Annotated in this window: 19 protein-coding genes; 9 read left to right on the top strand and 10 right to left on the bottom strand. The window is 49.8% G+C overall.

What is annotated here, in order from left to right; translation table 11 throughout:
* Positions 1 to 226 precede the first annotated feature (226 nt).
* From K3T83_RS26870 to ptsP, 4 genes are all read left to right on the top strand, one after another.
* Positions 227 to 1,786 carry a PTS transporter subunit EIIC gene (locus tag K3T83_RS26870; RefSeq protein WP_220206002.1) on the top strand — a complete coding sequence of 520 codons (1,560 nt, stop codon included), beginning with the start codon at positions 227 to 229 and terminating at the stop codon, positions 1,784 to 1,786.
* A gap of 23 nt (positions 1,787 to 1,809) precedes the next feature.
* On the top strand, positions 1,810 to 2,262 hold the full coding sequence (locus K3T83_RS26865) for a PTS sugar transporter subunit IIA (protein ID WP_220206001.1): 453 nt from the start codon (positions 1,810 to 1,812) through the stop codon (positions 2,260 to 2,262).
* Positions 2,263 to 2,368: 106 nt separating this feature from the next.
* Complete coding sequence (locus K3T83_RS26860) at positions 2,369 to 2,641, top strand: HPr family phosphocarrier protein (protein WP_220206000.1); 273 nt, start codon at positions 2,369 to 2,371, stop codon at positions 2,639 to 2,641.
* Positions 2,638 to 4,266, top strand: a complete 1,629-nt coding sequence (gene ptsP / locus K3T83_RS26855; protein ID WP_220205999.1) for a phosphoenolpyruvate--protein phosphotransferase — start codon at positions 2,638 to 2,640, stop codon at positions 4,264 to 4,266. The genes K3T83_RS26860 and ptsP overlap by 4 nt, the downstream gene beginning before the upstream one ends.
* A gap of 73 nt (positions 4,267 to 4,339) precedes the next feature.
* On the opposite strand, the gene K3T83_RS26850 is transcribed toward ptsP, so the two are convergent.
* The 10 genes from K3T83_RS26850 to K3T83_RS26805 are packed head-to-tail and all read right to left on the bottom strand — an operon-like array spanning position 4,340 to position 15,080.
* Positions 4,340 to 6,523 (bottom strand): TIR domain-containing protein, encoded by a 2,184-nt coding sequence (locus tag K3T83_RS26850; protein WP_220205998.1) that lies wholly within the window; start codon positions 6,521 to 6,523, stop codon positions 4,340 to 4,342.
* A 17-nt stretch (positions 6,524 to 6,540) separates the two neighbouring features.
* A complete protein-coding gene (locus K3T83_RS26845; RefSeq protein WP_220205997.1) occupies positions 6,541 to 7,668 on the bottom strand; it encodes an RAMP superfamily CRISPR-associated protein in 1,128 nt (375 codons plus the stop codon).
* A gap of 2 nt (positions 7,669 to 7,670) precedes the next feature.
* Complete coding sequence (locus K3T83_RS26840; RefSeq protein ID WP_220205996.1) at positions 7,671 to 8,345, bottom strand: hypothetical protein; 675 nt, start codon at positions 8,343 to 8,345, stop codon at positions 7,671 to 7,673.
* Between the two features lie 31 nt (positions 8,346 to 8,376).
* Positions 8,377 to 9,423, bottom strand: coding sequence for a type III CRISPR-associated RAMP protein Csx7 (gene csx7 / locus K3T83_RS26835; RefSeq protein WP_220205995.1), 1,047 nt, complete (start codon positions 9,421 to 9,423; stop codon positions 8,377 to 8,379).
* A 26-nt stretch (positions 9,424 to 9,449) separates the two neighbouring features.
* On the bottom strand, positions 9,450 to 10,337 hold the full coding sequence (gene csx7, locus K3T83_RS26830) for a type III CRISPR-associated RAMP protein Csx7 (RefSeq protein ID WP_220205994.1): 888 nt from the start codon (positions 10,335 to 10,337) through the stop codon (positions 9,450 to 9,452).
* 4 nt (positions 10,338 to 10,341) lie between these two features.
* A complete protein-coding gene (locus K3T83_RS26825; protein WP_220205993.1) occupies positions 10,342 to 10,797 on the bottom strand; it encodes a hypothetical protein in 456 nt (151 codons plus the stop codon).
* Between the two features lie 3 nt (positions 10,798 to 10,800).
* Positions 10,801 to 11,298, bottom strand: a complete 498-nt coding sequence (locus tag K3T83_RS26820) for a hypothetical protein (RefSeq protein ID WP_220205992.1) — start codon at positions 11,296 to 11,298, stop codon at positions 10,801 to 10,803.
* Positions 11,295 to 12,578 (bottom strand): RAMP superfamily CRISPR-associated protein, encoded by a 1,284-nt coding sequence (locus K3T83_RS26815; RefSeq protein ID WP_220205991.1) that lies wholly within the window; start codon positions 12,576 to 12,578, stop codon positions 11,295 to 11,297. The genes K3T83_RS26820 and K3T83_RS26815 overlap by 4 nt, the downstream gene beginning before the upstream one ends.
* Positions 12,575 to 13,357 carry an RAMP superfamily CRISPR-associated protein gene (locus K3T83_RS26810; RefSeq protein ID WP_220205990.1) on the bottom strand — a complete coding sequence of 261 codons (783 nt, stop codon included), beginning with the start codon at positions 13,355 to 13,357 and terminating at the stop codon, positions 12,575 to 12,577. The genes K3T83_RS26815 and K3T83_RS26810 overlap by 4 nt, the downstream gene beginning before the upstream one ends.
* Positions 13,341 to 15,080 carry a Cas10/Cmr2 second palm domain-containing protein gene (locus K3T83_RS26805; protein WP_373324612.1) on the bottom strand — a complete coding sequence of 580 codons (1,740 nt, stop codon included), beginning with the start codon at positions 15,078 to 15,080 and terminating at the stop codon, positions 13,341 to 13,343. Before K3T83_RS26805 ends, K3T83_RS26810 begins: the two co-directional genes overlap by 17 nt.
* Before the next feature lie 437 nt (positions 15,081 to 15,517).
* Here K3T83_RS26805 and K3T83_RS26800 point away from each other — a divergent pair, with 437 nt between their 5' ends.
* From K3T83_RS26800 to K3T83_RS26780, 5 genes are all read left to right on the top strand, one after another.
* Positions 15,518 to 16,498 carry a family 43 glycosylhydrolase gene (locus K3T83_RS26800; RefSeq protein ID WP_220205988.1) on the top strand — a complete coding sequence of 327 codons (981 nt, stop codon included), beginning with the start codon at positions 15,518 to 15,520 and terminating at the stop codon, positions 16,496 to 16,498.
* 396 nt (positions 16,499 to 16,894) lie between these two features.
* Positions 16,895 to 17,971 (top strand): AAA family ATPase, encoded by a 1,077-nt coding sequence (locus K3T83_RS26795; protein ID WP_220205987.1) that lies wholly within the window; start codon positions 16,895 to 16,897, stop codon positions 17,969 to 17,971.
* A complete protein-coding gene (locus K3T83_RS26790) occupies positions 17,955 to 19,766 on the top strand; it encodes a vWA domain-containing protein (RefSeq protein WP_220205986.1) in 1,812 nt (603 codons plus the stop codon). The genes K3T83_RS26795 and K3T83_RS26790 overlap by 17 nt, the downstream gene beginning before the upstream one ends.
* A 33-nt stretch (positions 19,767 to 19,799) precedes the next feature.
* Positions 19,800 to 20,528 (top strand): class I SAM-dependent methyltransferase, encoded by a 729-nt coding sequence (locus K3T83_RS26785; RefSeq protein WP_220205985.1) that lies wholly within the window; start codon positions 19,800 to 19,802, stop codon positions 20,526 to 20,528.
* Positions 20,529 to 20,595: 67 nt separating this feature from the next.
* Positions 20,596 to 21,030: a hypothetical protein gene (locus K3T83_RS26780; protein WP_220205984.1), complete on the top strand. Its 435-nt coding sequence runs from the start codon at positions 20,596 to 20,598 to the stop codon at positions 21,028 to 21,030.
* Positions 21,031 to 21,184: the final 154 nt, after the last annotated feature.

Raw genomic sequence — 21,184 nt, 5'->3', positions numbered from 1 at the left:
GTAAAAACCATTCCTCGCCACAACTAAAATCAGAAAGGAGCAAACGTTACAGGCCCATATCACAATGACGTTGATACTCGGCTCATTACTCATTATAACATCACACGTGATACACGTGTATCTGGTTCGCATGAGCAACCACGTAAGGTTACTTGAATTGGGGCAAGAAAAGGAGTTGCATACTTAGTAACTCCATCTATCTCTTTCACAAGAGGAGAGGTTATTTATGAGTACTATTGACACATCATCTCAGGCAACCACCCCACCCAACAGTTCTAATCTCAGTAATCGCGTACTTGGCGCATTACAAAGTCTAGGCCGTTCTCTCATGTTACCAGTCGCCGTTCTTCCTGTCGCAGCGCTATTGCTCAGGTTCGGACAGGCCGATCTCTGGCAGGCCATTTTACAGAATCCCAATGCCACCGGTATTCCCTTTCTGGCTGATGCAGGTGGAGCAATTTTTGGCAACTTGCCGATGATTTTCGCTGTTGGTATTGCCTTTGGTCTGGCTGGTGGCGAAGGAGCCGCTGCATTATCGGGACTCGTTGGATTTCTCATATTTACCGCTGTTTTTAACGATTTTATCCCGCTTGGTAAGGGTGCGCACAACAACAACATGGATGTGCTTTCGGGCATCCTGATGGGTCTGGTAGCAGCCTGGCTCTATCGCCGCTATCACACTATTCGCCTCCCCGATTACCTGGGCTTCTTTGGTGGACGACGCTTTGTACCGATCATCACCGGCCTGGCCGCTGTCGTGCTAGGTGTCATTTTTGGGTTCGTTTGGCAACCCGTGCAAGCAGGTATTAATGCGCTTGGCGTCGGTATCATCTCGCTCGGACCTCTCGGCCCTGGCATCTACGGTTTCTTGAATCGCTTGCTCATTCCACTTGGCCTACATCACATCATCAATAGCTACATCTGGTTCCAACTTGGCGATTTTCACGGCACGCATGGCGATCTTCAGCGCTACTTCGCTGGTGATCCTTCTGCGGGACTCTTCGAGTCTGGCTTCTTCCCGATGATGATGTTTGGTCTGCCCGCCGCAGCGCTGGCAATGATTCGTCAGGCACGCTATCCCAAAGTTGCTGCTGGTATCTTGCTCTCCGCAGCCTTTGCGTCGTTCCTGACCGGTATCACTGAGCCTATCGAATTCGCCTTCATTTTTGTCGCACCGGTACTCTTCGTCATCCATGCACTTCTGACTGGTACGCTGTTGTTCATCAGCGCTTTGCTTAACATTAAAATCGCCTTTGGCTTCTCAGCAGGCTTGATCGACTACGTGTTGAACTTCACCAAGCCAAATACGACCAATGCCTGGTTAGTGCTGGTACTTGGCGTCATCTATGGCGTCATCTACTACTTCCTGTTCAGCATTTGTATCCGCGTCTTCAACCTGGGTACGCCGGGACGTGGAGAGGCCTCAACTGGCCTGTCCGCTGACTGGATCTTGCCTGAAAGCCAGCGTGGTCCTGCCCCATCCAAAGAGAAGGCAAAGACTGCTGCTGCGGTTGACAGTAGTGATACGCTGGCAACACAGATCATTACGGCACTGGGCGGCGGTTCAAATATTGAGAGTGTCGAAGGGTGTATCACCCGTCTGCGCCTCTTTATCGCTGAGCCGGACAAGATTGACGAGTCAACGTTGAAGAGCCTCGGTGCTGCTGGTGTGATGAAGCAGGGCAAGGTCGTTCAGGTGGTGATGGGGATGCAATCAGACAACATTGCCAGCAGCATGCAACGCATCCTCAAAGAGAGTGGCGCGGAAGAAGAGGCCGAGAAGTAACGCAATAAAAGGGTATATGAATCATGGCAGAGATACACGTTCTAGCACCACTTGATGGCACAGTAGTTGAGCTGGAAAAAGTCCCGGATCAAGTCTTTGCACAGAAGATGGTGGGTGATGGCGTTGCAATCGATCCCAGTGGCCAGATTGCCGTAGCCCCCATTGCTGGCGAGCTTGTGAAACTATTTCCGGGTGGTCACGCCTTTGGCATCTCGACAAAAGAAGGCATTGAGCTGATCGTTCATATCGGCCTCGATACCGTCGAACTCAACGGTGAGGGCTTTGAAAATATTGCCAGAGAGGGCCAGAAGGTCAAGGTTGGGACACCCATTGTACGCTTTGATCGAGCTGTTATTGAGCGAGCTGGCAGGGTGATCCTCAGCCCGGTCGTTTCTTCTGGAAACGGAACTATTGTGCGTCGGGCCAGCGGGATAGTGCGAGCTGGACGTGATACTCTTTTTGTATTGAAAGTGTGATTGTTTGCTCCTGGTATGGCCTCGCTGCTCATGAAGCCATACCAGGGCTTGACATAGTGAAGATTGCTTGCTCACAAAAACAAATTGGTGACAAGGAGCAATGGGTATGGAACAGACGCAGGAAGAACGAACAGTGATCCTGGGTAGCAAATCAGGGCTACATGCGCGACCAGCTGCGATTTTTGTACAAAAAGCGAAAGAATTTCAGAGCCAGATCACGGTCTCAAAAAACGACAAGACAGCCAATGGGAAATCAATTCTTTCCATCCTTACGCTTGGTGCAAAACAGGGCGATCAGGTTGTGCTGAAAATCGATGGCGATGATGCTCAAATGGCGATCAAAAAGCTGTCCACGTTGCTTGAGGAAGATTTAGGATGAAGATTCTACGTGGCATTCCTGCATCCCCGGGGCTGGCAATTGGTATCGCCCATAGCATCCGCCCCGCTCCTTCAGTTGATATCATGGCCCAACATATAACAGCCTCTTCAGAAGAAACGACACGTCTCGAACAGGCTATTACGCATGCTATTGCGCGTATGGAAACGCTACAGAGCGCCGCACAGGGAACCACTGTTGCTATTCTGGCAGCCCAACGCGAGATGATGGATGATCCCGAATTGAAACAGGGGGCTATTGATCTTATTCAAGAAGGCTTTAAGGCGGAGGCGGCGATTACCCGCGTGGCAAGCAGTTATGCCGAACAACTTGCACGCATTCCTGATGAATATCTGGCGGCCCGAGCAGCAGATGTGCAGGAGGTCAGCCGTCGTATCGTCGCAGAACTGCAAGGGGTTTCGCTGGAAGTGAGATTGGATCAGGCCGCAATTCTAGTTGCACAAGATCTGGCACCGGCCGAAACGGTTGGGCTGAATCCTGCGCTGCTGCAAGCGGTTGTGACTGAAACGGGATCGGGCACCGGTCATCTTGCTATCGTGGCTCAAGGGTTGGGCATTCCTGCGGTGGTTGGTGTTGCCGGGGCGCTCTCTGAGATTGCCGAGGGGACAACGCTAGTTGTTGATGGGGATCAGGGCATGGTGACAATCGACCCGGACGAAGCAACGCTGACAACTGCCGAGCAACGTCTGGCGGTGGTGCAGCGAGAAAAGCAAGATCTTGAGGTATATCGAGAGCGTCCGGGCAAGACTGCTGATGGTGTGCATATTGAGGTATTTGCCAATATTGGATCGCTAGCCGAGGCTCAAAAAGCGGTCGAGACGGGAGCCGAGGGAGTAGGTTTGTTCCGCACCGAATTTCTCGCTGCGCAAGGGCTGCCTACTGAGGAGGCGCAATACGCTATTTATAAGGATGTGGCCTCTGTATTGCAGCGACCGCTGGTTATCAGGACTTTCGATATTGGAGGCGACAAACCAGTTCCTGGACTGGATATCCCGGAGGAGGGCAATCCCTTTCTCGGTTGGCGTGGCCTGCGCCTGGCCCTTGATCGCCCCAAAGAGGTTTTTCTCCCACAGATACGGGCCATTTTGCGCGTAGGCGCGACCCACGACGTACGCATCATGTTGCCGATGGTAGTTGTACCAGAAGAGGTTGAGGCTGCAAAAGCGCTGATCAAGCAAGCGCGACAGGAGTTATTGAGCGAAGGGAAGCCAGTTGGCAACGTTTCTATTGGTATTATGGTTGAGACGCCAGCGGCGGCAGTGACGCTCGATCAATTTCGTGGCCTGATCGATTTTGCCTCGATAGGCACCAACGATCTCGTGCAATATACCTACGCTGTTGATCGCACCAACGCACACGTAAAAGACCGCGCCCGCCCGCTAGGTGTTGCAACCTTGCGCCTTATCGGTCAGATTTGTCGAGCTGGCATACCCGTTGCCGTCTGCGGCCAACTCGCTGGCGATATCGAGGCCGTCCCACTATTAGTAGGATTAGGAGTACAAGAACTTTCGGTAGCCCCCGCACGCGTGCCGCTTGTGAAACGCATTCTCTCCGAGAAGACGTGGGGAGAGATGCAACTGATGGCGAAGCAAGCGATCAGGGAATAAAAAGAACCTCTTGTGTATGAACAAGAACCAGCTATACACAAGAGATTCTTTTGCGTTTTCGTCATGATCCTGGTCAGTCTGTGGCAGGAAAGACGGGCACTCTAAACAGGGCAAATCTGGAATAGTAATCATCGGGTGGACAATATTCACGTAAGAACAAGCGATTTCTCATTTTTTGCTTACCCAGGCTTGTTTTCTTTAAAGCATTCATATTTGCCTCATTTTCGATCTTCTCGCTCAGGTCTTCATCTTTTACCACAGTATGATAGACGACCGAAATGTGTTTGCGTTGGGCGGCAAAGATAGTCATGGCGGTCATGCATTTACGTCCACCTGAGAGCGAGAGATCGATCTTACACTGAGGATACCGATGACGTACCTCATCGATCACCTCTTCCAACGCCGTCTGAAAGGAGCTACACGCCTCCACAGAATCAATATCATCAAACTGGCCTTCTTGCTCTCCTTTGACCCGTACCAGTTTGCACGGTATTTGATATTCATCACGTAACGCATCCTTGATAATCGTTGCGCCGTAATGAATTGTTGAGTTTACACCTGGATAGATCAGCACGACCTCACGAATACAACGATCTTCCTGGAACTTCAACAGCGCATAGAGTTGTGTTGCGACCATAGGATATTTCCCTAGAGGCACGATCAGAACGCTTTCAGAGCGTGCAGGCGGCACAAGCAGATGATCAAGATCAAGGGTTCCCTTCAACGAGAAATCGGCTTCATTTGCAATCTCTGCTAGTGGTTTGTAGTATCTCCCCATCATAGCAGACTCCAAAGCACAGACCACCACCCTGCTTATTGGGTGATCGGAATCGTTAGCAATATCGCCTGGCTCGGTATAAAAGACTGGACGAACAGCCGCATCTACTCCTTTGAAGAAGCGCAGCAGCTTTTTCGCTTTCGCTGAAGCTTTCTGCTGAAAGAGTAAGGTCTCCTGTTCAGCTTCATCACACAATTCATGCTGAAGCACTGCTGCCTCGCCCATGCTGAGCAAGCCGTTTTTTACCGCCCGAGCTGCCACCGCATCCCACTGACGCAACTCCTTGAACTGACGTACGACCTTTTCTGTCACATATACTTGCAAAGGCACTGCTGGTTGCACCATTGACTGAACCATGAGCAACGCCTGCTCGTCTTCATACTCCTTTTTTGCCAGATCATCCCAGGTAGCGTTGAGCAATTCAGAGCGCCTGGCCTGACTCAATTGCCACCCCTGTTCAAAAGGAATCTGCACCAGCTTCACTTTGTCCTCAGGAGGATGCATTACATAATCAAATTTGTCGCTGTGCTGCAACTTCTCCTCTATCTCATCTATAGGCAAAAAGAAACGAGGATGGCTGCTGACCTGCTCATCTTTATCAATCACATGATAGAGCCTCTTAATACAGGAGAAAAACGGCACCATCCAGGCCATCAACGCTGACATGCTCTTACGGCCACCAGCCAACGAAAGGTAAACAGCGTCACCTTTCTCCTGGTGGTGATTCAACAGCATATAGAGTTCTTTTAGAAATTCACAGGTATCTCGCCAGCTATAGGTATCTTTAAACGAAAACTCTTTACACACCAGCCGTCCCTCAGTGGCAAGTTCAGGGAGCGCCTGTTGTACCAGTTTATACGCCCGTTTCACATTGTCACCACCTGGACACAGCACTACCAATCGATCAAGTGAAAGCTTTTCTTGCACCGTTAAAAGATCATACATCGCGGAGATGACAGCGGGAGATTCGCCCAAGGAGGCGATGAGAATATTTGATTTGCCCGGGAAATCAGACGCCGGTGATAGAACATGAGAGGGCAAACCGGGATATTGCGGCTCTAATGGCCTTACTCGTTCAGATTGAACACCTTCAAGCAATCTTTTACGCGCAACCGTCTCATCAAGTCCAAAAATATCTATACTCTGAATAGGTTTCAATAAACCTTCAGGCTCACATTCCTGCACTCGTAGCGGTAGTAATTTCCCACGCCTTCCTGCCGGATCTTCGCTCAGAGCAACAGCCCACTCAGCAGCATCGATAGAGGCAAGGTATACGGGAGAAAAAATGGCAATCAGACGTTCTGCTCGCTGTAAAGCTTCATGCACCTCTAGTACCAGATTAAAGCCTGGACGAATATCCCAGGCTTTAATAAAACACGTATAGCCAGCAGCTTCAAGTTGTCCACCAATCCATTCGGCCCAGGCGCGGTCCTGTTCATGATAACTAATAAAAAAATCTTCTTGAATATCCTTTTCCATGAAAAACACCTGAAAAACTAGGGGACATGGCGCGTATCTGCAATGCGCTTTCCTCTGCTCGCACCTGTATCAAACCAATCGCGCTTGCTGGGATAATAGTAGTCAACGTCAGGTTCAGGAGGCCAGCGCCAGATTCTCTTCAAATCATCCATTGCCACCAGCACCAGATACTTTTCATAAAATTCGTTAAGTTGCTCATTCATAAATGCCCATAGACCGCTCTCTTCTTCCAATATTGTTTTTCCACGTCCCGCGTCTGATTGGCTGTAGCGTCTAGTGTAGTCAACCAGAGTCAGGCGTGTAGGATAGAGATAGACCGAACCCAGGCCCAGCGGCTTCCCATACCCTATTTTGTGGCGCATATTCTCTTCAAGGATAATAGCCAGTAGCAAAGCTGCAAACTCATCGGCTTCCAGATTGGTGAAATCGATCCGAAAATGGAACCTTGTATCATGATCCAACGGCTGAATAAAGCGATTGGCGGGCCTGCCCCCCATGCGAATAATACCTTTTTCCGTGAGTGGTTCATAATCGGGTGAATGATGAAAGTAATATTTGCGCCCGGCGACATGCTTTTTCGACTCATCAAGATAAAAGCTTTCATGGTGCGGCTTCGGCTCCATCAACGGCTTTGTATAAATCGAATCGTACAGATACACCTCATCATTGGAGACCACCGCATCACCAATATTGACCTTGCCAAGAAAAATGCTTCTGCTACGTTCCTTTAATGTCCCGAAAAGACGACAGACAATGCATAATTTATCCGTTTCGCTGCAATGTTGAAACTCGCGGGGAACTTCTCGTGTATAGTCAGTCTTACCACGCTCATAACGCCCATCAAACAGAGTCAGGCAACCATTGCCAAGCGTTTCTACGAGGCCACGCAGCAGACCTTTAAGCGAACTGCCCGGAATAATATATTGCCCCTGGCTGTTCTGAATAAAACGGTCTGGCCTCTTTGGATCTGACGAGACGGCGCGGGGATCAACAATGAATAGAGGAGTTTCAGCATACACATCAACCTCAAGCTGACCCGAAAAGAGACGCGTCCCCTGCTGAGACACCAGACGATGGTGCCAGATAGGAGACCGACGCTCAGGCGGCCTACCCCAATCAATGCGTACAAAATCATATGGATTCATACTTACTGTCCTCCCTCTGTTTGTCGTCCCTCTGCCGCTTTCAAGCATTGGAAACGAGATAACACCACGCTCCCCGTTTCATCGATGTATTCACACACCAGCAATTGCATGTATGACATTTCCAGTGGATCTTTTGAATCTTTCGGGTATATTCCCTTCCAATTAGCAGGCGGATACCTTAACAGGCGAGGAATACGTGCTTCTGCAAAATCGCCTGGCTCTGCCCAGATAATCGTCTTCACATCCTCCGGGCGCAATCGCTCACCAAAGAGATAATACTCATTCGGCTTTGATTTCTTCTTCAATTCAACAAGCAGACCGCTCTTATCTTTGAGATGATAATCGCGTAACATCCCGCCATACTCAGAAAGCCCAAGATAGACAATTCGAATATTTTGCTGCTGTCGCGCCCAACGCAATTCCCATTGCTCAGTGAAGATGCGACCTGACAGGTAGGTATGCCAGGGAGCAGCGTGATCGTCGTTCCAAGGAATGTGCGAGACAACATTCCTGAAAAACAGTAAATCCTGTCGCTCTTTCTTTTTAACTACCCGGTTGGGAAATTGCTCAGCTAAAACCAGCGCCTCTGCAAACATATTGGCGGCGTGGCATGCTTTGAGCAAGGCGAGAAAATCTATCTCTGTGAGTTGGCCTGTGTACAATATTTCATTTGCCATCGCAGTTGTTTACTCCTCCCGCATCCTCTCTTTAACGTCTGGCATATCCATTACGCTGAAGATACTCAGAGACATCGGGCAAATGTTTAGGGACATCGGGCTGCTGCCAGCCCTGCATACGCGCGATAAAATCAGCAATAGCAGCCTCTTGCAATGCGGCCAGAGCCTCACCACTAAAAACGCGCTGGCTACGAATACCGCGCTGGTTTCGTTCTGATGATTTGACATTCTTGAGGAGATCATTCTGCTGCGTGCCATAGCTACCGTCATTGAGCCAGCGCCCCAGACCCCATAACTCATTTTCTGGCTCGCTGGTGCCACGTATACTGCTTGTCACAAAGCCACCTGGACGCCCATTACGACCCTGATCGCTGATCTCGGCTGTGACTTTCCCCAATCCACGCGAGCGGCCAGACCCGATACGAATTAACTCGTCAGTCAGATCTTGCAACACAACAAAGAGCATCCCCAACTGCCAGATCTCGAAGTTGCGCAGATGAACATCTGTCTCAAAGATGGCTCCTGTGCTGACCACCTCTAGCTCAAACTTGGCTCCATGACTCGCTCCACCAGTGAGGCGATCAATCCCGACCCCATCACGCTGCTCTGTAATCGCCTGAGAGGTCAGATACGCATCGCTGATGGAGACACGCCCAATAAAACCAGTTGAACCAAAGAGACGGCAAGTTGGACAGGAGTTGGCATAGACATAATGCGTCTCATCTTCGAGCTTTTTACGCATTTGTTCATCCCTGGCTAACAGATTGAACATTGCACCGCATGAGTCGCGATAGTCTTTCCGCCGCTGCTCCAGATCAACTTCCTTATCTTCGTTGCCAGAGAAGGGATAACACACCACCTGTGGTTTCAGACTGCATATCACCTTTTCGCTATGGCTGCGAAACACGCCTTTGAGCGAACTGCCAGGCAAGAAGACCTCTTGCCGACCATCTCGAAAGGTCAGCACAGGCGTCATATCGGGACCGCTGATCGTTGCGCGCCCGGATTTGATCAGGATCGGCCCGGTCGCAGTGATTCGCAACGTAAAAAAAGCTTCGTTCACCAGTTTCTTCAACATAACCTTCAACTCCCTTCAATGCACAATCAGCGCAAAGCTGCTGTATGGTCAAAAATTGCAGTGATATGTCGATCCAGAAATTTCTCGCGATCCTCTGGTTCGAGCGAAGCTTCTCCCCGCAACAGGTAATTCTTTAAGCGCTCTGTACGAACCTTCTTATCAAGATCCTTCTCGTCCAACCTCAACGAGCGAATCGCCAGATCATCCAGGCGGCAGGCTCCCAATCCACGCGAACGCTTTCCTCCAATAAAGCCAAACCCATGCACGAACTCACTCAAGCCCATACACAACAGTTGCAAATCTTCGCTCGTTGCATTCTCCAGGGTGATGGTCAGGTCAAAAGTGGCGCTGGCAGGAACAACCTCGAAATCGTACTTTAGACGATCTTTGGCTTTCTCACTATCACGATCAATAGCCACACCATCACGAATCTGTACGGCCCCGTTCCACTCCCTCGATGACATATAGAGATCGCCTATATTCACCCGCGCCGCTGCAAAAGGCGAACCGAAAAGCTGACAAGTATTGCAAAGCTCTTTAAGCACCTGCTCACGGATCTTTTCCGCGTCGCCCGGACGTTCTCGCCTCTCTTGCGTAATATCTCGCTGCCGCACTGTTGGACAAAGAGGTTTATCTGACTTTGGTTTTTCCTCGCCGTCGAGCGGCTCAATCAAACCACAGGAAGAAAGCTTTGCTTCGGAGGGAAGGCTGGGGACCAGTTTTTCAATAGTGCTGCGCAAGGCTCCTTTGAAGCTTGAGCCGGGAATAAAGGGAAGTTGTTCTGGCGTCAACACGACAGGGCTATCACTACTACTCAGAGTGGCACGACCTCCGCCAATATGAAAAGCAGTCAGCATCACTAACTTGCCAGTAAAGATATAGCGGTTGCGCAACTCATAACGTTGTGTGGTCATGGCTCTATCTTCTCCTTGATCGTTGTTCATCTGCCTTCTGAGATGACAGCACCCCATTTTCGGCGACGAGATGCTGAATAAACTCGTGGGCCAGAGTTGTCATTATCTCATCAACTTCTCTATTAGCAGCAACAGGACTCAGCCCTTTGGAAAGCAGGCGAAATTCATTTCTGACCAATCTATTTCTCAGCGTGACGAACCACAGGTCCAGTTCGGTATAAAAGGTCTTGATATCTTTCTTTGAGTCAGGCCAGTTGCGCTCACGCTGATGCCTGATAAAATGCACCAGTTCACTATAATTGGCCGCATTAGCAATATTTAACAACCCCATGACCTGGCTCGTAGGCAGCGGTGAACAACCTTTCTCGTTGATCAGACGCCGAATGAAGGTCACGGCCTCTGGATACAATACGTTATCGCTCATATCCCAGAGCCGTTGAAGCAATGGAGCGGAGAGCATTATTTAATGACGCTCCCTTCGTGCAATAGTAGTCAGGCTGGCACGAAACTCATATTGAGCTACCATCTGATGAATAAACTGGCGAATGAGTAGCAGGTGAACCTGTCGTCGCAAATGCTGATTCTCATAGGTGGACGCGTCAATATTGAGCCGCTCAGAACCACAAATCGTATCCCGTCTCTCAGCCAGATCAATTTGAAGATGATGGATTAGGCGCTCACCAAATGCTATATTGTCTGTTGCATGTCTTTCTGTTGCAAACTGGTTCTCATTGGGAAAGCTCTGCCGCCAGAAAGAGAAACGCGCTGTTTGTCGTTTAATATAGTCAAAGATATCCGATGTTTTCAACGCGCTATCAGCGATATTTTCTAATCCGGTCATCTGGGAGCGGCGAGAACGACCAATCACCGATGCGGCGTGATCGCCAAGTCGAACGGAGTCTGGATAAAAAATTTCCGCCTGAATATTCACCTCACGAATAATCTGCATCTCTCTGTTCATCGCCTAGTCCTCTCCTGGTGAAATTGATCAGACACACATATCCGCCCAAACCCCTCCGCACATCTTGCTCCTGCGCTCCGCTCCTCAAGCTCAAACAGCTTGCTCAGCAAAGTCTCTTTTTCAGGCGATCCCTCTGCAACATTGCATGCAAACAAAAAAACGGAACCGGTATCAATAGCATATTCATTCATACGCGGCGTCCCCCATATTTCCTGCCACCCGGTCATGCGTCGTACACTGGCCGCCTGATATATTCGTTCAAGTTCCAGGCCATTCTCCCAGTGAAGAAGGTCTTTTAATAAAGTTTGCTCATCAATTGTTCCACGATAACGCAAGAATTCATCACACAGGATCAAAGGAGAATGCAGCGTGAGAGCGAAAAAGTAGCGCGGATCTTCTAGTTCTAACTCATCCTTCGCCTGCTTATGTACCAGCTTGTTAAAGAGTGACAGGCGTTTTTTAAATTCTGTGTAGGGATCGCGCACCTCATCTTCGTCATGCTCTGCTCGAAACGATGCCATGCCCATTCCCCGTGTTCGCCCCGTGCCAATACGCACCAGGCCTTGCTCACCGGCCTCAGCGAGAAATTCCATCAAATCCGAGAGCAGTTCTTCGTCATTGGGGACACGAATGGCTCCCCAGAAGCGCATACCCTCCTCAAAAACCCTGCGATTATACAGAATACCTTCCTGCACGGTCCCTGATTCGCGATCAATGCCTGTACGTGTTTGAAGGTGCGTGTGTTCATCTATGGTTGCACCATATATCTGCTTTGGTACAGAGGGATTACGTCGATAATACCCGGAGAAATGATCCATTGTGACTTCACATCCAGGCTCAGGGCAATTCTTACATTTTTTCAACACATTGAGGGCATTCAAAGGATTATTCTTTTCTCCCAGTTTGAATAGTGCCCAATCAACCAGGCTATCGCGCACTCCATGTGCATCATTCTCATCATCGAGTGGATAGAGAAAACCTTTGTGTCGTTTACAACTCTGAGCTGTTTTCGGCACTGGATAAACGGGACATGGTAAGCCTTGTAACTCTTTGTCCTTAAACATCGCCGGATACAAATCTGGATACTGCACCGATTCATGGAGAAACAACCGCTCGAACTGCTCTTTTTCGTTGGGATAGAGCATACGATGCACAGCTGCCAGTGCACCAACAAACGCTGTGCCAGGAATATAATTGGCGACTTCCGCACCATGGGGAGCGTGATCGGCACGAATAGCCAGTGGCGACTCGGCAGTAAGTTGAATAGATATCTGCCTCATTCCTCCCATTCCTCCTCATTCTGTGCGGGAGATTTAGCCAGGGCATCCAGATGCTCAAACCAGGGCTGCCACTGCTCTTTTGAATAAGATTGTTCCCCAATTCTCACTGTTTTAACGTCACACCGACATTTCCCTTTACCGGTTGATTTATTCCCGCCAATACGATCAAGCATGTGCAGACCCGCTAACAAAAGGAGTAGAGAATAGGTCGGTCCCTGCGGGTTAATCTCCTCAATAGGAGTACAGCGCAGCCAACCACTAATCTTACCTTCCAGGGTTGTATCTCTGACACCAAACTCGCTGGTATAGAGCGCCCCCGCTACGGAAGTGCGCGTTGGACGATGGAGCCGCACCTGAGTATACAGATCGGTCTGCAAGCTTTTATATCTATCGTCGCCATTGCTCCCCAGAAATAACTCTTTATCGTCTTCACTCAAGCGGGCGTCTTCAAAAAAGAGGGAGCCAGGATTGTAGTGAGAGCCAAAAATGCGTGAGATCATCGTAACAGGTTTCCCAAGAGCCGTGAGTGCTGCCCTGGCATCGTGTGGACTTCCAATCGGATCGTCTGTATTGTCGCGCTCGCTGTACATACGCTCCAATCGTTCGCAGTGTTCTCGCACCACACCTTTGATAGTTGAGCCAGGAACATAGAGATATTGTTCGTGATCACGAACAACCGTGCGATCAATCAAAGCTGAACGCAGGCCGGTGCCACAGTGAAATGGGGTTTCAAAGATCAGGTTATAGGTAATAGAAATACGGTCAAACTTCATCGCCATTATTCCCCCCTTCTCTTGTCACAAAATCATACAGTTCGATAAAATCAAGCAAAGAGGTGCGATAGACGTTTCTTTCCTTATGTGTTCCATCAGCGAACCAGGGAAAGGTCACATGTGGGAAATCTGAGATAGGGTTACGTGGATCGCTACGCTGCATCTGACGGCGCTGACCAAATCCATAGACCTGTCCAACCACATATGTTCTCTGCTTCTCGCGCCAGTTGCGCAGCGTTGCCAACCCTTTCTGTACCGATGTCGTCAAATTTTTCTCCAGGATCGCTTCCCGCAACTGATGCAGTTTGGTTCGCCCCAGATTGAGCCTATGCCCCTCACGAATCGCATTAAGCAGAAGCTCCAAATCCTCTGGTTTGTAAGCGCGCAACGATGCATGGAACTCAAGGAATCGATTTTTATCTACCTTCTGATAAGTTTTCTTATATGTCTCATTAAAATTGGGATGACTACCACCTGTCACAACTTGAAAATTAATGCGCGTGCCATCAAATGCATCTCGTTCCTTTTGATCCTTCACTTCCTCCTTATCGTTGGCTGCTGCTGTCTTGGCAAATTTCAGAGCGCTTTCAGCCATGTCCTGTAACAGACCAAAGGGATACTTGATGGGAGCTAGCACCACACCGACACATAAACTGAGCTTGATTGAAGTCAACTTCCTGATTCGTTCATTATTAGCAAGTTCACGAAATCTTGTAGCGACGGTCAAAGCAACATCCATTGCTTTAGCGGCATTAGTTACCATCACAATGTCATCACCACCGACCAGTAGAATATCAAACGGAAAAACTGGCTCAGATTTGCCATTACGAACAATATCAACAATAGGCAAATATTGCTTGATTGCTATCGCCATCGCTTGATGAATAGCCTTATCAACCTCAAAAGCAAATATCTCCCTTTTTTCTGGCGATTTCAATGTATCAACTATTTGACCCATATTATTCGCATCAGCGTAAATCAGCCCAATATATTCTTTTGCTTCAGCAAATTGACGAAACTCATTAAAATCTTCGGGGCGATCTACTCCTGAGCGGGTCAAGTCATACTTCTCTTGATCCAAAAACCAGAGTATACGTTCCCACAAATCAAATTTTGCGACCTGTTCAGCTCCCATAATTCGATATGAGCGCAAGTCTCGAATTATTCTCGATATATGATTCTTTATCCTGATGTCTTCTTTTTGCTTTTCAATACAGCTTGCACAATAAAATGTTCCCGTTTCCTGCGCATCAAGGCTCCCTTTTTCAGCATATTCAACACCACACGAGCTACAATACGTTATAAATGGATGGGACGGAAGAGCTAAAACAGAATTGGGGCAGCCTTTCTTCTCAATAAGCCGATACTTTAATAGTTCCAATTCCTTTTCCAGATCACAGGTCATGATATTTGCGTCTGAAACATCTTCAGGCAAATCCTGTATTGCATAGGTAACTGATGCTTTTCCCTTACTCTGCTTCCTGTATACCTGCTGTACACGCTGCACAAAGTCCTTGATGGAATCTTTATCTACAACAAATAGACCAGAACCACCATTAGCATAAATATTTTTAATATTGATATGTAAATCCGTAGCTGCTTTTTCCATCTCAGTGCGATTGAGGCGATCAAGCAGAGAACTGGCTCCGCGAATCTCTTTTAATCTATCAGTGCCAAAGACATAGTTTTTGATGTGATCGGTATCGAACGCTACCAGTGATTTTTGCATGGAATTCAAGATACTACGCCTCCAAGCCTCTATTCAATCAACGATGTATAGCTCAAGCGTCTATGAGTATAGCATAGCCAAACCGATTTGACATGAGAAGTTCTTCTGAATTTTTCAGCGATTCTTATGATTTTTACAATTATAATCACCGCTTTTGTCGTGCAAGGTGGCTTCACACCATCTCTCAGCCCTATACCTCTCAGTCTGCCATTTATGTGTTTCTAAGTATAGTGACGATGCACAAAGCCACAATCGAAATCTGTACGGTAGGACGTTATGGCCATTTGCCTCATTTCCGCCATTTCTCGCTCCAGATGCTTTGTTTTATCATTGACGAAAGTAAGTTTTTTCCTTATACTTTTACTAGTGCTTCATAGGAAGGAAGCACATGTTCCAATAATTTCGTCAACGTTTGCCACAATTCTTGGAGGGATTCAATGATGAGCAATCCATACTTCTGGCTCCCATCTCTACAGTGTTGTTATCGCTCTTCACGTCGTCTTGTCGTACTATTGACCTCGCTTCTTACTCTCATCTCTCTCCTCGCCTCTACCGGTTCCCTGACAGCTCACGCAGCCACCGTCCCATCTCAATCAATTGTTCCCGGTGGTAGTTGGACGGATTCCAGCGGCAATAGCATCCAGGCACACGGGACAGGGCTGATTAAGGTGGGCAGCACCTACTACTGGTTTGGCGAGAACCGCGCCAGCAACAATTCAGCCTTTGTCGCGATTAGCTGCTACTCATCAACCGATCTCGTCAACTGGACGTTTCGCAATAATGTTCTGGCAGTCCAGAGCAGCGACGATCTGGGACCAAACAGAGTGGTCGAACGGCCCAAAGTCATCTATAATGCCTCGACAAGCACCTACGTTATGTACCTGCATATCGACAATAGCAGCTACGGCGAGGCAAAAGTAGGCGTCGCCACCAGTTCAACCGTTGATGGCAGCTATACCTATCGTGGCAGCTACAATCCCAACGGCAATCAGAGCCGCGATATGACAGTCTTTGAGGATACCAACGGCAGCGCTTACCTGATCTATGCCACCAGCAACAACACCGCCCTGAATATCGACAGGCTCTCGTCCGACTATCTGAGCGATGCTGGTAGCGTCTACACGTTCAGTTCACGACTGGAAGCTCCGGGCATGTTCAAAGCTAACGGACGTTATTACCTGATTACCTCATCGCCAACGGGCTGGGCACCCAATCCCAATACTTATGTTAGCGCAACCTCGCTCAGCGGTCCCTGGACATCAGCGGCGAGCCTGGCTCCCAACTCACCCAATACCTACGACTCGCAGGATGCCTTCATCCTCCCGGTCATTGGCAGCTCGACAACGACCTACATCCGCCAGCTAATCGTCTTACATTCACACTGTATGGTTCATGGCCCTTTGCGAGAAGGACCATGAACTTTATCATCAACCCCATTGACAACTGGCGAGAAATACTGTACATTATTCTCAATACAATTACTTGACAAAACACCAATTAATGATGATAAGGCATTTGTGCCAGATTTGATAGTTTTTAAGAGCGACCTCAAGAAAGGAGAATTTTCCATGCTGCAATGGTTTTCTCCTGCCCACATATTCGGACTAACTACGCTCGTCTCCTTCCAGGCGTAGTTTCGTCACGCGCTACGAGCAAATCTGCTCGCACTCTTCTTTGATGATTCTTTTCAGGGTATACACACGAACATTGTGAGATGTTTCTACACAGGGCTTATTGGCGCTGCTTTGTATTATCATCCATCCGCTGCTAGAACGCGCCCTGCCCGTGAGAAGTTTAGAAAGCGATGAGTCACCTTGAATCCTGCTATCACTGTTACGCAAAAACAACTCTGTGATCTTTTGCTCAATGTTGCACTTGTTCGCCCTGTCTTTATCTGGGGCCAGCCAGGAATCGGGAAATCCGCACTGGTACAGGAATTTGCCACGCAGGTAGGGTTGCCCTGCGTCTCGCTGCTGGGCAGTCAGCTTGCTCCCGAAGATCTGATCGGTGTGCCACAAATTCTCGATGGCACCAGCCGCTTCTGCCCTCCGCGCATGATCGCTCGCAACGAGCCATATTGTCTGTTTTTAGATGAACTGAATGCATGCAGCCATGAAGTGCAGAAGGCTTTCTATAGCCTGATCCACGAGCGACGCATTGCCGAATATACGCTACCAGAAGGATCAGTTGTCATCGGGGCAGGCAACCGGGCGCAGGATAGCGCGATAGTTAAGCCCATGTCGTCGGCCTTGCTCAATCGTATGGTCCATGTCCATCTGACCGTCTCACATCGGGACTGGCTTGAATGGGCGCAATACTCTACTATCCATCCCTGGGTGATCGAGTATATCCAGAATCGTCCGGATCATCTCTGGCACGCACCACCCAAGCATGAGGAACCGTTCTCCTCGCCGCGCTCCTGGCATATGTTGAGCGATGCACTGAAAGAGTATGGAGAGCGCCTGAACGATCAAACGCTGGAAGTGCTGGCCTTTGGCTGTCTGACGCCTCACCATGCCGGACAATTTAAGGCATTTGTGAAACAGGTCAGGAGCAAATATCGTCTGACCGCCATTTTGAAGGGCGAGGCGAGCTGGCCAGCACGCCCGGAGGATCGCGATATCCTCTACTTCCTGGCTCAATCGTTCCGCACCCATCTACTCAAAGAGCTGCCAGCACAGCAAGCTGCGATCACCGGACACCATCGCGACCTGGCATTCCGGGCAAAGGCGTTGCTGAAAGATCTGGCCGCAATCAGCCTGGAAATAGCCCAGATGGTAGTCTCCAAACAGGACGGGGAAGAGTCGTTGCCAGCCTGGTTTATGGTGGAGATTGTACGCGATCTGCCCCGCATTGTAGAGAAGAAGGAACGCGATGTCGCGAAAAGGTAATAAGCGAGCATCATCCCAGACGCAGGCCGAAGTCAACCGCATCATAGGCTGGCGGTCCTTATATGTACATCCCATCTTTGGCCCGCTGGCATATCACACCTACGAAGAGGACAGTAATCTCTGCCCTCAGGATGGTTGGGCGGTCGTAACAAGCAATGGGCAGATCCACACCAATGCATCAAAAATGGGCGCACCGGAAGAGTGGAGTTATATCTTCGCCCATTGCTTGCTACATCTAGGCTTTGGTCATTTTCAGCAGAAAAAGTATCAGCGGGAGCTGTGGAATGCGGCCTGTGATTGCTATATCGCTCGTTTCCTGGCCGATCTCAAGTTCGGTCAGCCACCGCAGGAGTTGCAAGGGCTGATACAGGAGGTGCAGGCATTAGGGATCAATACGCGCTCAGAGGAGCGGATCTTCGAGGTATTCTGTGAGCGCGGACAGCCAGAACAATTGCGGCCAACGGGCACTGCCGGGATGACCCCCATTGATATGATCGAGGTTGCAAAGGCAAAATATTACGAGGTCGATTGGCAGGATCACTTCGCAAAGGGGCTGGAACTGGCGGTGGCGGACGCAGTAGATATCGCAGGAGGAGTAACGCCACCACCACGCGATCCCGATGGACGCGTGATGAGCGAGGCCCAGCGCGCACGAAGCTGGTTCATCACGTCCTATCCACTGCTCGGCGCGCTGGCTGCCAGCTTTGAAATCATCGAAGATCAACTGCTTTGCCATCGCATGAACATCGCCGTTGCAGCCATCAATATGGAGCAGCGCGAGATCTATATCAATCCGCGAGCCGGGCTAACCCAGGAGGAATTGCGCTTCGTGATGGCTCATGAATTGCTGCACGCTGGCTTGCGACACGATGTGCGCTGCGAAGGACGTGATTTCTATCTATGGAACGTCGCCTGCGATTACGTCGTCAATGGCTGGCTGGTCGAGATGGGAGTTGGCGATTTACCGCACATCGGCGCTTTGTATGATCCAACACTGAAAGGCGAATCGGCGGAAGCGATTTACGACCTGATCGTACGCGATCTACGGCGCTATCGTAAGCTATCAACACTGCGTGGCGTGGGGATGGGAGATATGCTGAGCGAACCCGGATGGTGGCATAACAGCGATGGGCAGAGCCTCGACGAGTTCTATCGTAGCTGCTTGAGCCAGGGGTTGTTGCTGCATCAAGAGCAGGAGCGTGGCTATCTCTCGGCAGGCTTGATCGAAGAGATTCGCGCCCTCGGTCAACCGCCGGTGCCCTGGGATGTGGAACTGGCTCACTGGTTCGACGAACACTTCCCTCCACTTGAGCAGATGCGCACCTACGCACGTGTGAGCCGTCGTCAATCCAGCACCCCCGATATCCCGCGAGCAAGCTGGATTGCCCCACCAGAGGATAGTCATCGTACCTTTGGCGTACTGCTTGACACCTCCGGCTCAATGGATCGTACGCTCCTGGCAAAAGCACTGGGAACAATCGCAAGCTACAGTATCGCACGCGATGTCGCAGCTGTGCGCGTCGTTTTCTGCGACGCGGCCACCTTTGATCAGGGCTACATGCCAGCCGAGGAGATAGCGGGCAACGTCAAAGTACGTGGGCGCGGCGGCACGATCTTGCAGCCAGGCATTGATCTGCTGGAAAAGGCCGAGGATTTTCCCAAAAATGGGCCTCTGCTCATTATTACCGATGGCTTTTGCGATCGTCTCTCTATTAAGCGCGAACATGCGTTTCTGCTCCCTGTCGGACGCACGCTGCCATTTCCACCGAAAGGGCCAGTTTTCAACATACGATAATAAGAGAACATCTGCTTACAATTGGAGAAACATATGACAGATATCACCAATACAGAGATCATTCAGGAATATTCGCGTATCCCATCACATATCGCGGAAAACTTTGGCGACGAAGGCGATTTCACACGGCAACACCTCTTGAACCCTGCCCTCTTCGCACTGCTGGGAGATGTAACAGGCAAAACTATTCTCGATGCAGGATGCGGCCAGGGCTATCTCTCGCGGCTCCTGGCGAAAAGAGGTGCACACGTAACAGGAATCGAACCGGGCACTCAGTGGTACACCTATGCCGCGCAACGAGAGCAGACGGAAGCGCTGGGCATCACCTATCTGCAAGAGGATCTCTCTACGTGGTCGCCCATACAAAATAAGTTTGATTTTGTGATTGCGAATATGGTCTTTATGGATATCCCAACATACTTGCCAGCACTGCATAACTGCATCGCTGCACTCAAAAGCCAGGGGCAACTGATCTTCTCAATTCTACATCCCTGCTTTGAAGAACCGGGCACAGAATGGCAGCATAAGGGTTATGTTGAGATACGCGACTACTTTCAAGAGCGTACGGTCAAACAGACCTACGGCCATTTCATTCATCGCCCCCTCAGCACTTATCTCAACAGCGTGATCCAGGCGGGATGCAGCATCCAGGCCGTGATCGAGCCTCAGCTAGATGAGAACGTTGCGCGACAACATCAGGCGGAGCGATACTGGCATGTTCCGGGCTATATCGTGATTTGCGCAATCAAACAGAGTGCATAGCCTGAAACTCTTTTTCCCCTCCTCACGTGTTGAGGGCGAGAACAGTATGACGCGTGAGGAGAGACTAATGCAGACCGACCAGCAACGACCACCTGATGTAAACGATCTCGAACAGAATAAACCAGCGACAAGGCGCATCTTATGGATCATAGGGGCCATTATTGTGCTTGTGCTGCTCCTGACGCTGGGCTTCTCGTGGTATCAAACCAATGCGGCAAGTAACAACGGAACGCAGGCAACGCCTACCCCGGAGTCAACTATGCCAGCACAGGGAGGCGGCAGTCAAAGCGGTCAGGACGGAGGAGTCAGCAGCACGGTTACACCAGCAAGCGGAGTCGCACCAACTGCGCCAGTCGCCACGCCAACGCACGCCCCGACGCCAACAATGGCAGTGCCTATCCCAACGCCCGCAAGACCAACGCAGCCTCCATCGACACCTGTGCCGCCACCAACGCCAGCACAACCAACATCTCCGGGGATGCAAGCCACGCCAACTCCTTGAATGATCGTGCTCGCAAGGTGCCAGTGCAACAGGTCCATTGCTTCCTGCATCCTATCTCTCCATCCAAAATCATTAGCACTATTCTACTTGCTATTTCATCTAAGGATGTGCTATGAATAGCATAGTAAAGAATAGATAAACTGGGTTCAGGAAT

Source organism: Reticulibacter mediterranei, from assembly GCF_016587455.1.
The sequence above is the reverse complement of the archived record's forward strand: the minus strand, read 5'-3'. Positions and strand labels throughout refer to the sequence as shown.

Excerpts from the sequence above, each read along its gene's own strand:
- K3T83_RS26870 (WP_220206002.1), top strand. The coding sequence starts at position 227 with ATGAGTACTATTGACACATCATCTCAGGCAACCACCCCACCCAACAGT.
- K3T83_RS26865 (WP_220206001.1), top strand. The coding sequence starts at position 1,810 with ATGGCAGAGATACACGTTCTAGCACCACTTGATGGCACAGTAGTTGAG.
- K3T83_RS26860 (WP_220206000.1), top strand. The coding sequence starts at position 2,369 with ATGGAACAGACGCAGGAAGAACGAACAGTGATCCTGGGTAGCAAATCA.
- ptsP (WP_220205999.1), top strand. The coding sequence starts at position 2,638 with ATGAAGATTCTACGTGGCATTCCTGCATCCCCGGGGCTGGCAATTGGT.
- K3T83_RS26850 (WP_220205998.1), bottom strand. The coding sequence starts at position 6,523 with ATGGAAAAGGATATTCAAGAAGATTTTTTTATTAGTTATCATGAACAG.
- K3T83_RS26845 (WP_220205997.1), bottom strand. The coding sequence starts at position 7,668 with ATGAATCCATATGATTTTGTACGCATTGATTGGGGTAGGCCGCCTGAG.
- K3T83_RS26840 (WP_220205996.1), bottom strand. The coding sequence starts at position 8,345 with ATGGCAAATGAAATATTGTACACAGGCCAACTCACAGAGATAGATTTT.
- csx7 (WP_220205995.1), bottom strand. The coding sequence starts at position 9,423 with ATGTTGAAGAAACTGGTGAACGAAGCTTTTTTTACGTTGCGAATCACT.
- csx7 (WP_220205994.1), bottom strand. The coding sequence starts at position 10,337 with ATGACCACACAACGTTATGAGTTGCGCAACCGCTATATCTTTACTGGC.
- K3T83_RS26825 (WP_220205993.1), bottom strand. The coding sequence starts at position 10,797 with ATGCTCTCCGCTCCATTGCTTCAACGGCTCTGGGATATGAGCGATAAC.
- K3T83_RS26820 (WP_220205992.1), bottom strand. The coding sequence starts at position 11,298 with ATGAACAGAGAGATGCAGATTATTCGTGAGGTGAATATTCAGGCGGAA.
- K3T83_RS26815 (WP_220205991.1), bottom strand. The coding sequence starts at position 12,578 with ATGAGGCAGATATCTATTCAACTTACTGCCGAGTCGCCACTGGCTATT.
- K3T83_RS26810 (WP_220205990.1), bottom strand. The coding sequence starts at position 13,357 with ATGGCGATGAAGTTTGACCGTATTTCTATTACCTATAACCTGATCTTT.
- K3T83_RS26805 (WP_373324612.1), bottom strand. The coding sequence starts at position 15,080 with ATGCAAAAATCACTGGTAGCGTTCGATACCGATCACATCAAAAACTAT.
- K3T83_RS26800 (WP_220205988.1), top strand. The coding sequence starts at position 15,518 with ATGATGAGCAATCCATACTTCTGGCTCCCATCTCTACAGTGTTGTTAT.
- K3T83_RS26790 (WP_220205986.1), top strand. The coding sequence starts at position 17,955 with ATGTCGCGAAAAGGTAATAAGCGAGCATCATCCCAGACGCAGGCCGAA.
- K3T83_RS26785 (WP_220205985.1), top strand. The coding sequence starts at position 19,800 with ATGACAGATATCACCAATACAGAGATCATTCAGGAATATTCGCGTATC.
- K3T83_RS26780 (WP_220205984.1), top strand. The coding sequence starts at position 20,596 with ATGCAGACCGACCAGCAACGACCACCTGATGTAAACGATCTCGAACAG.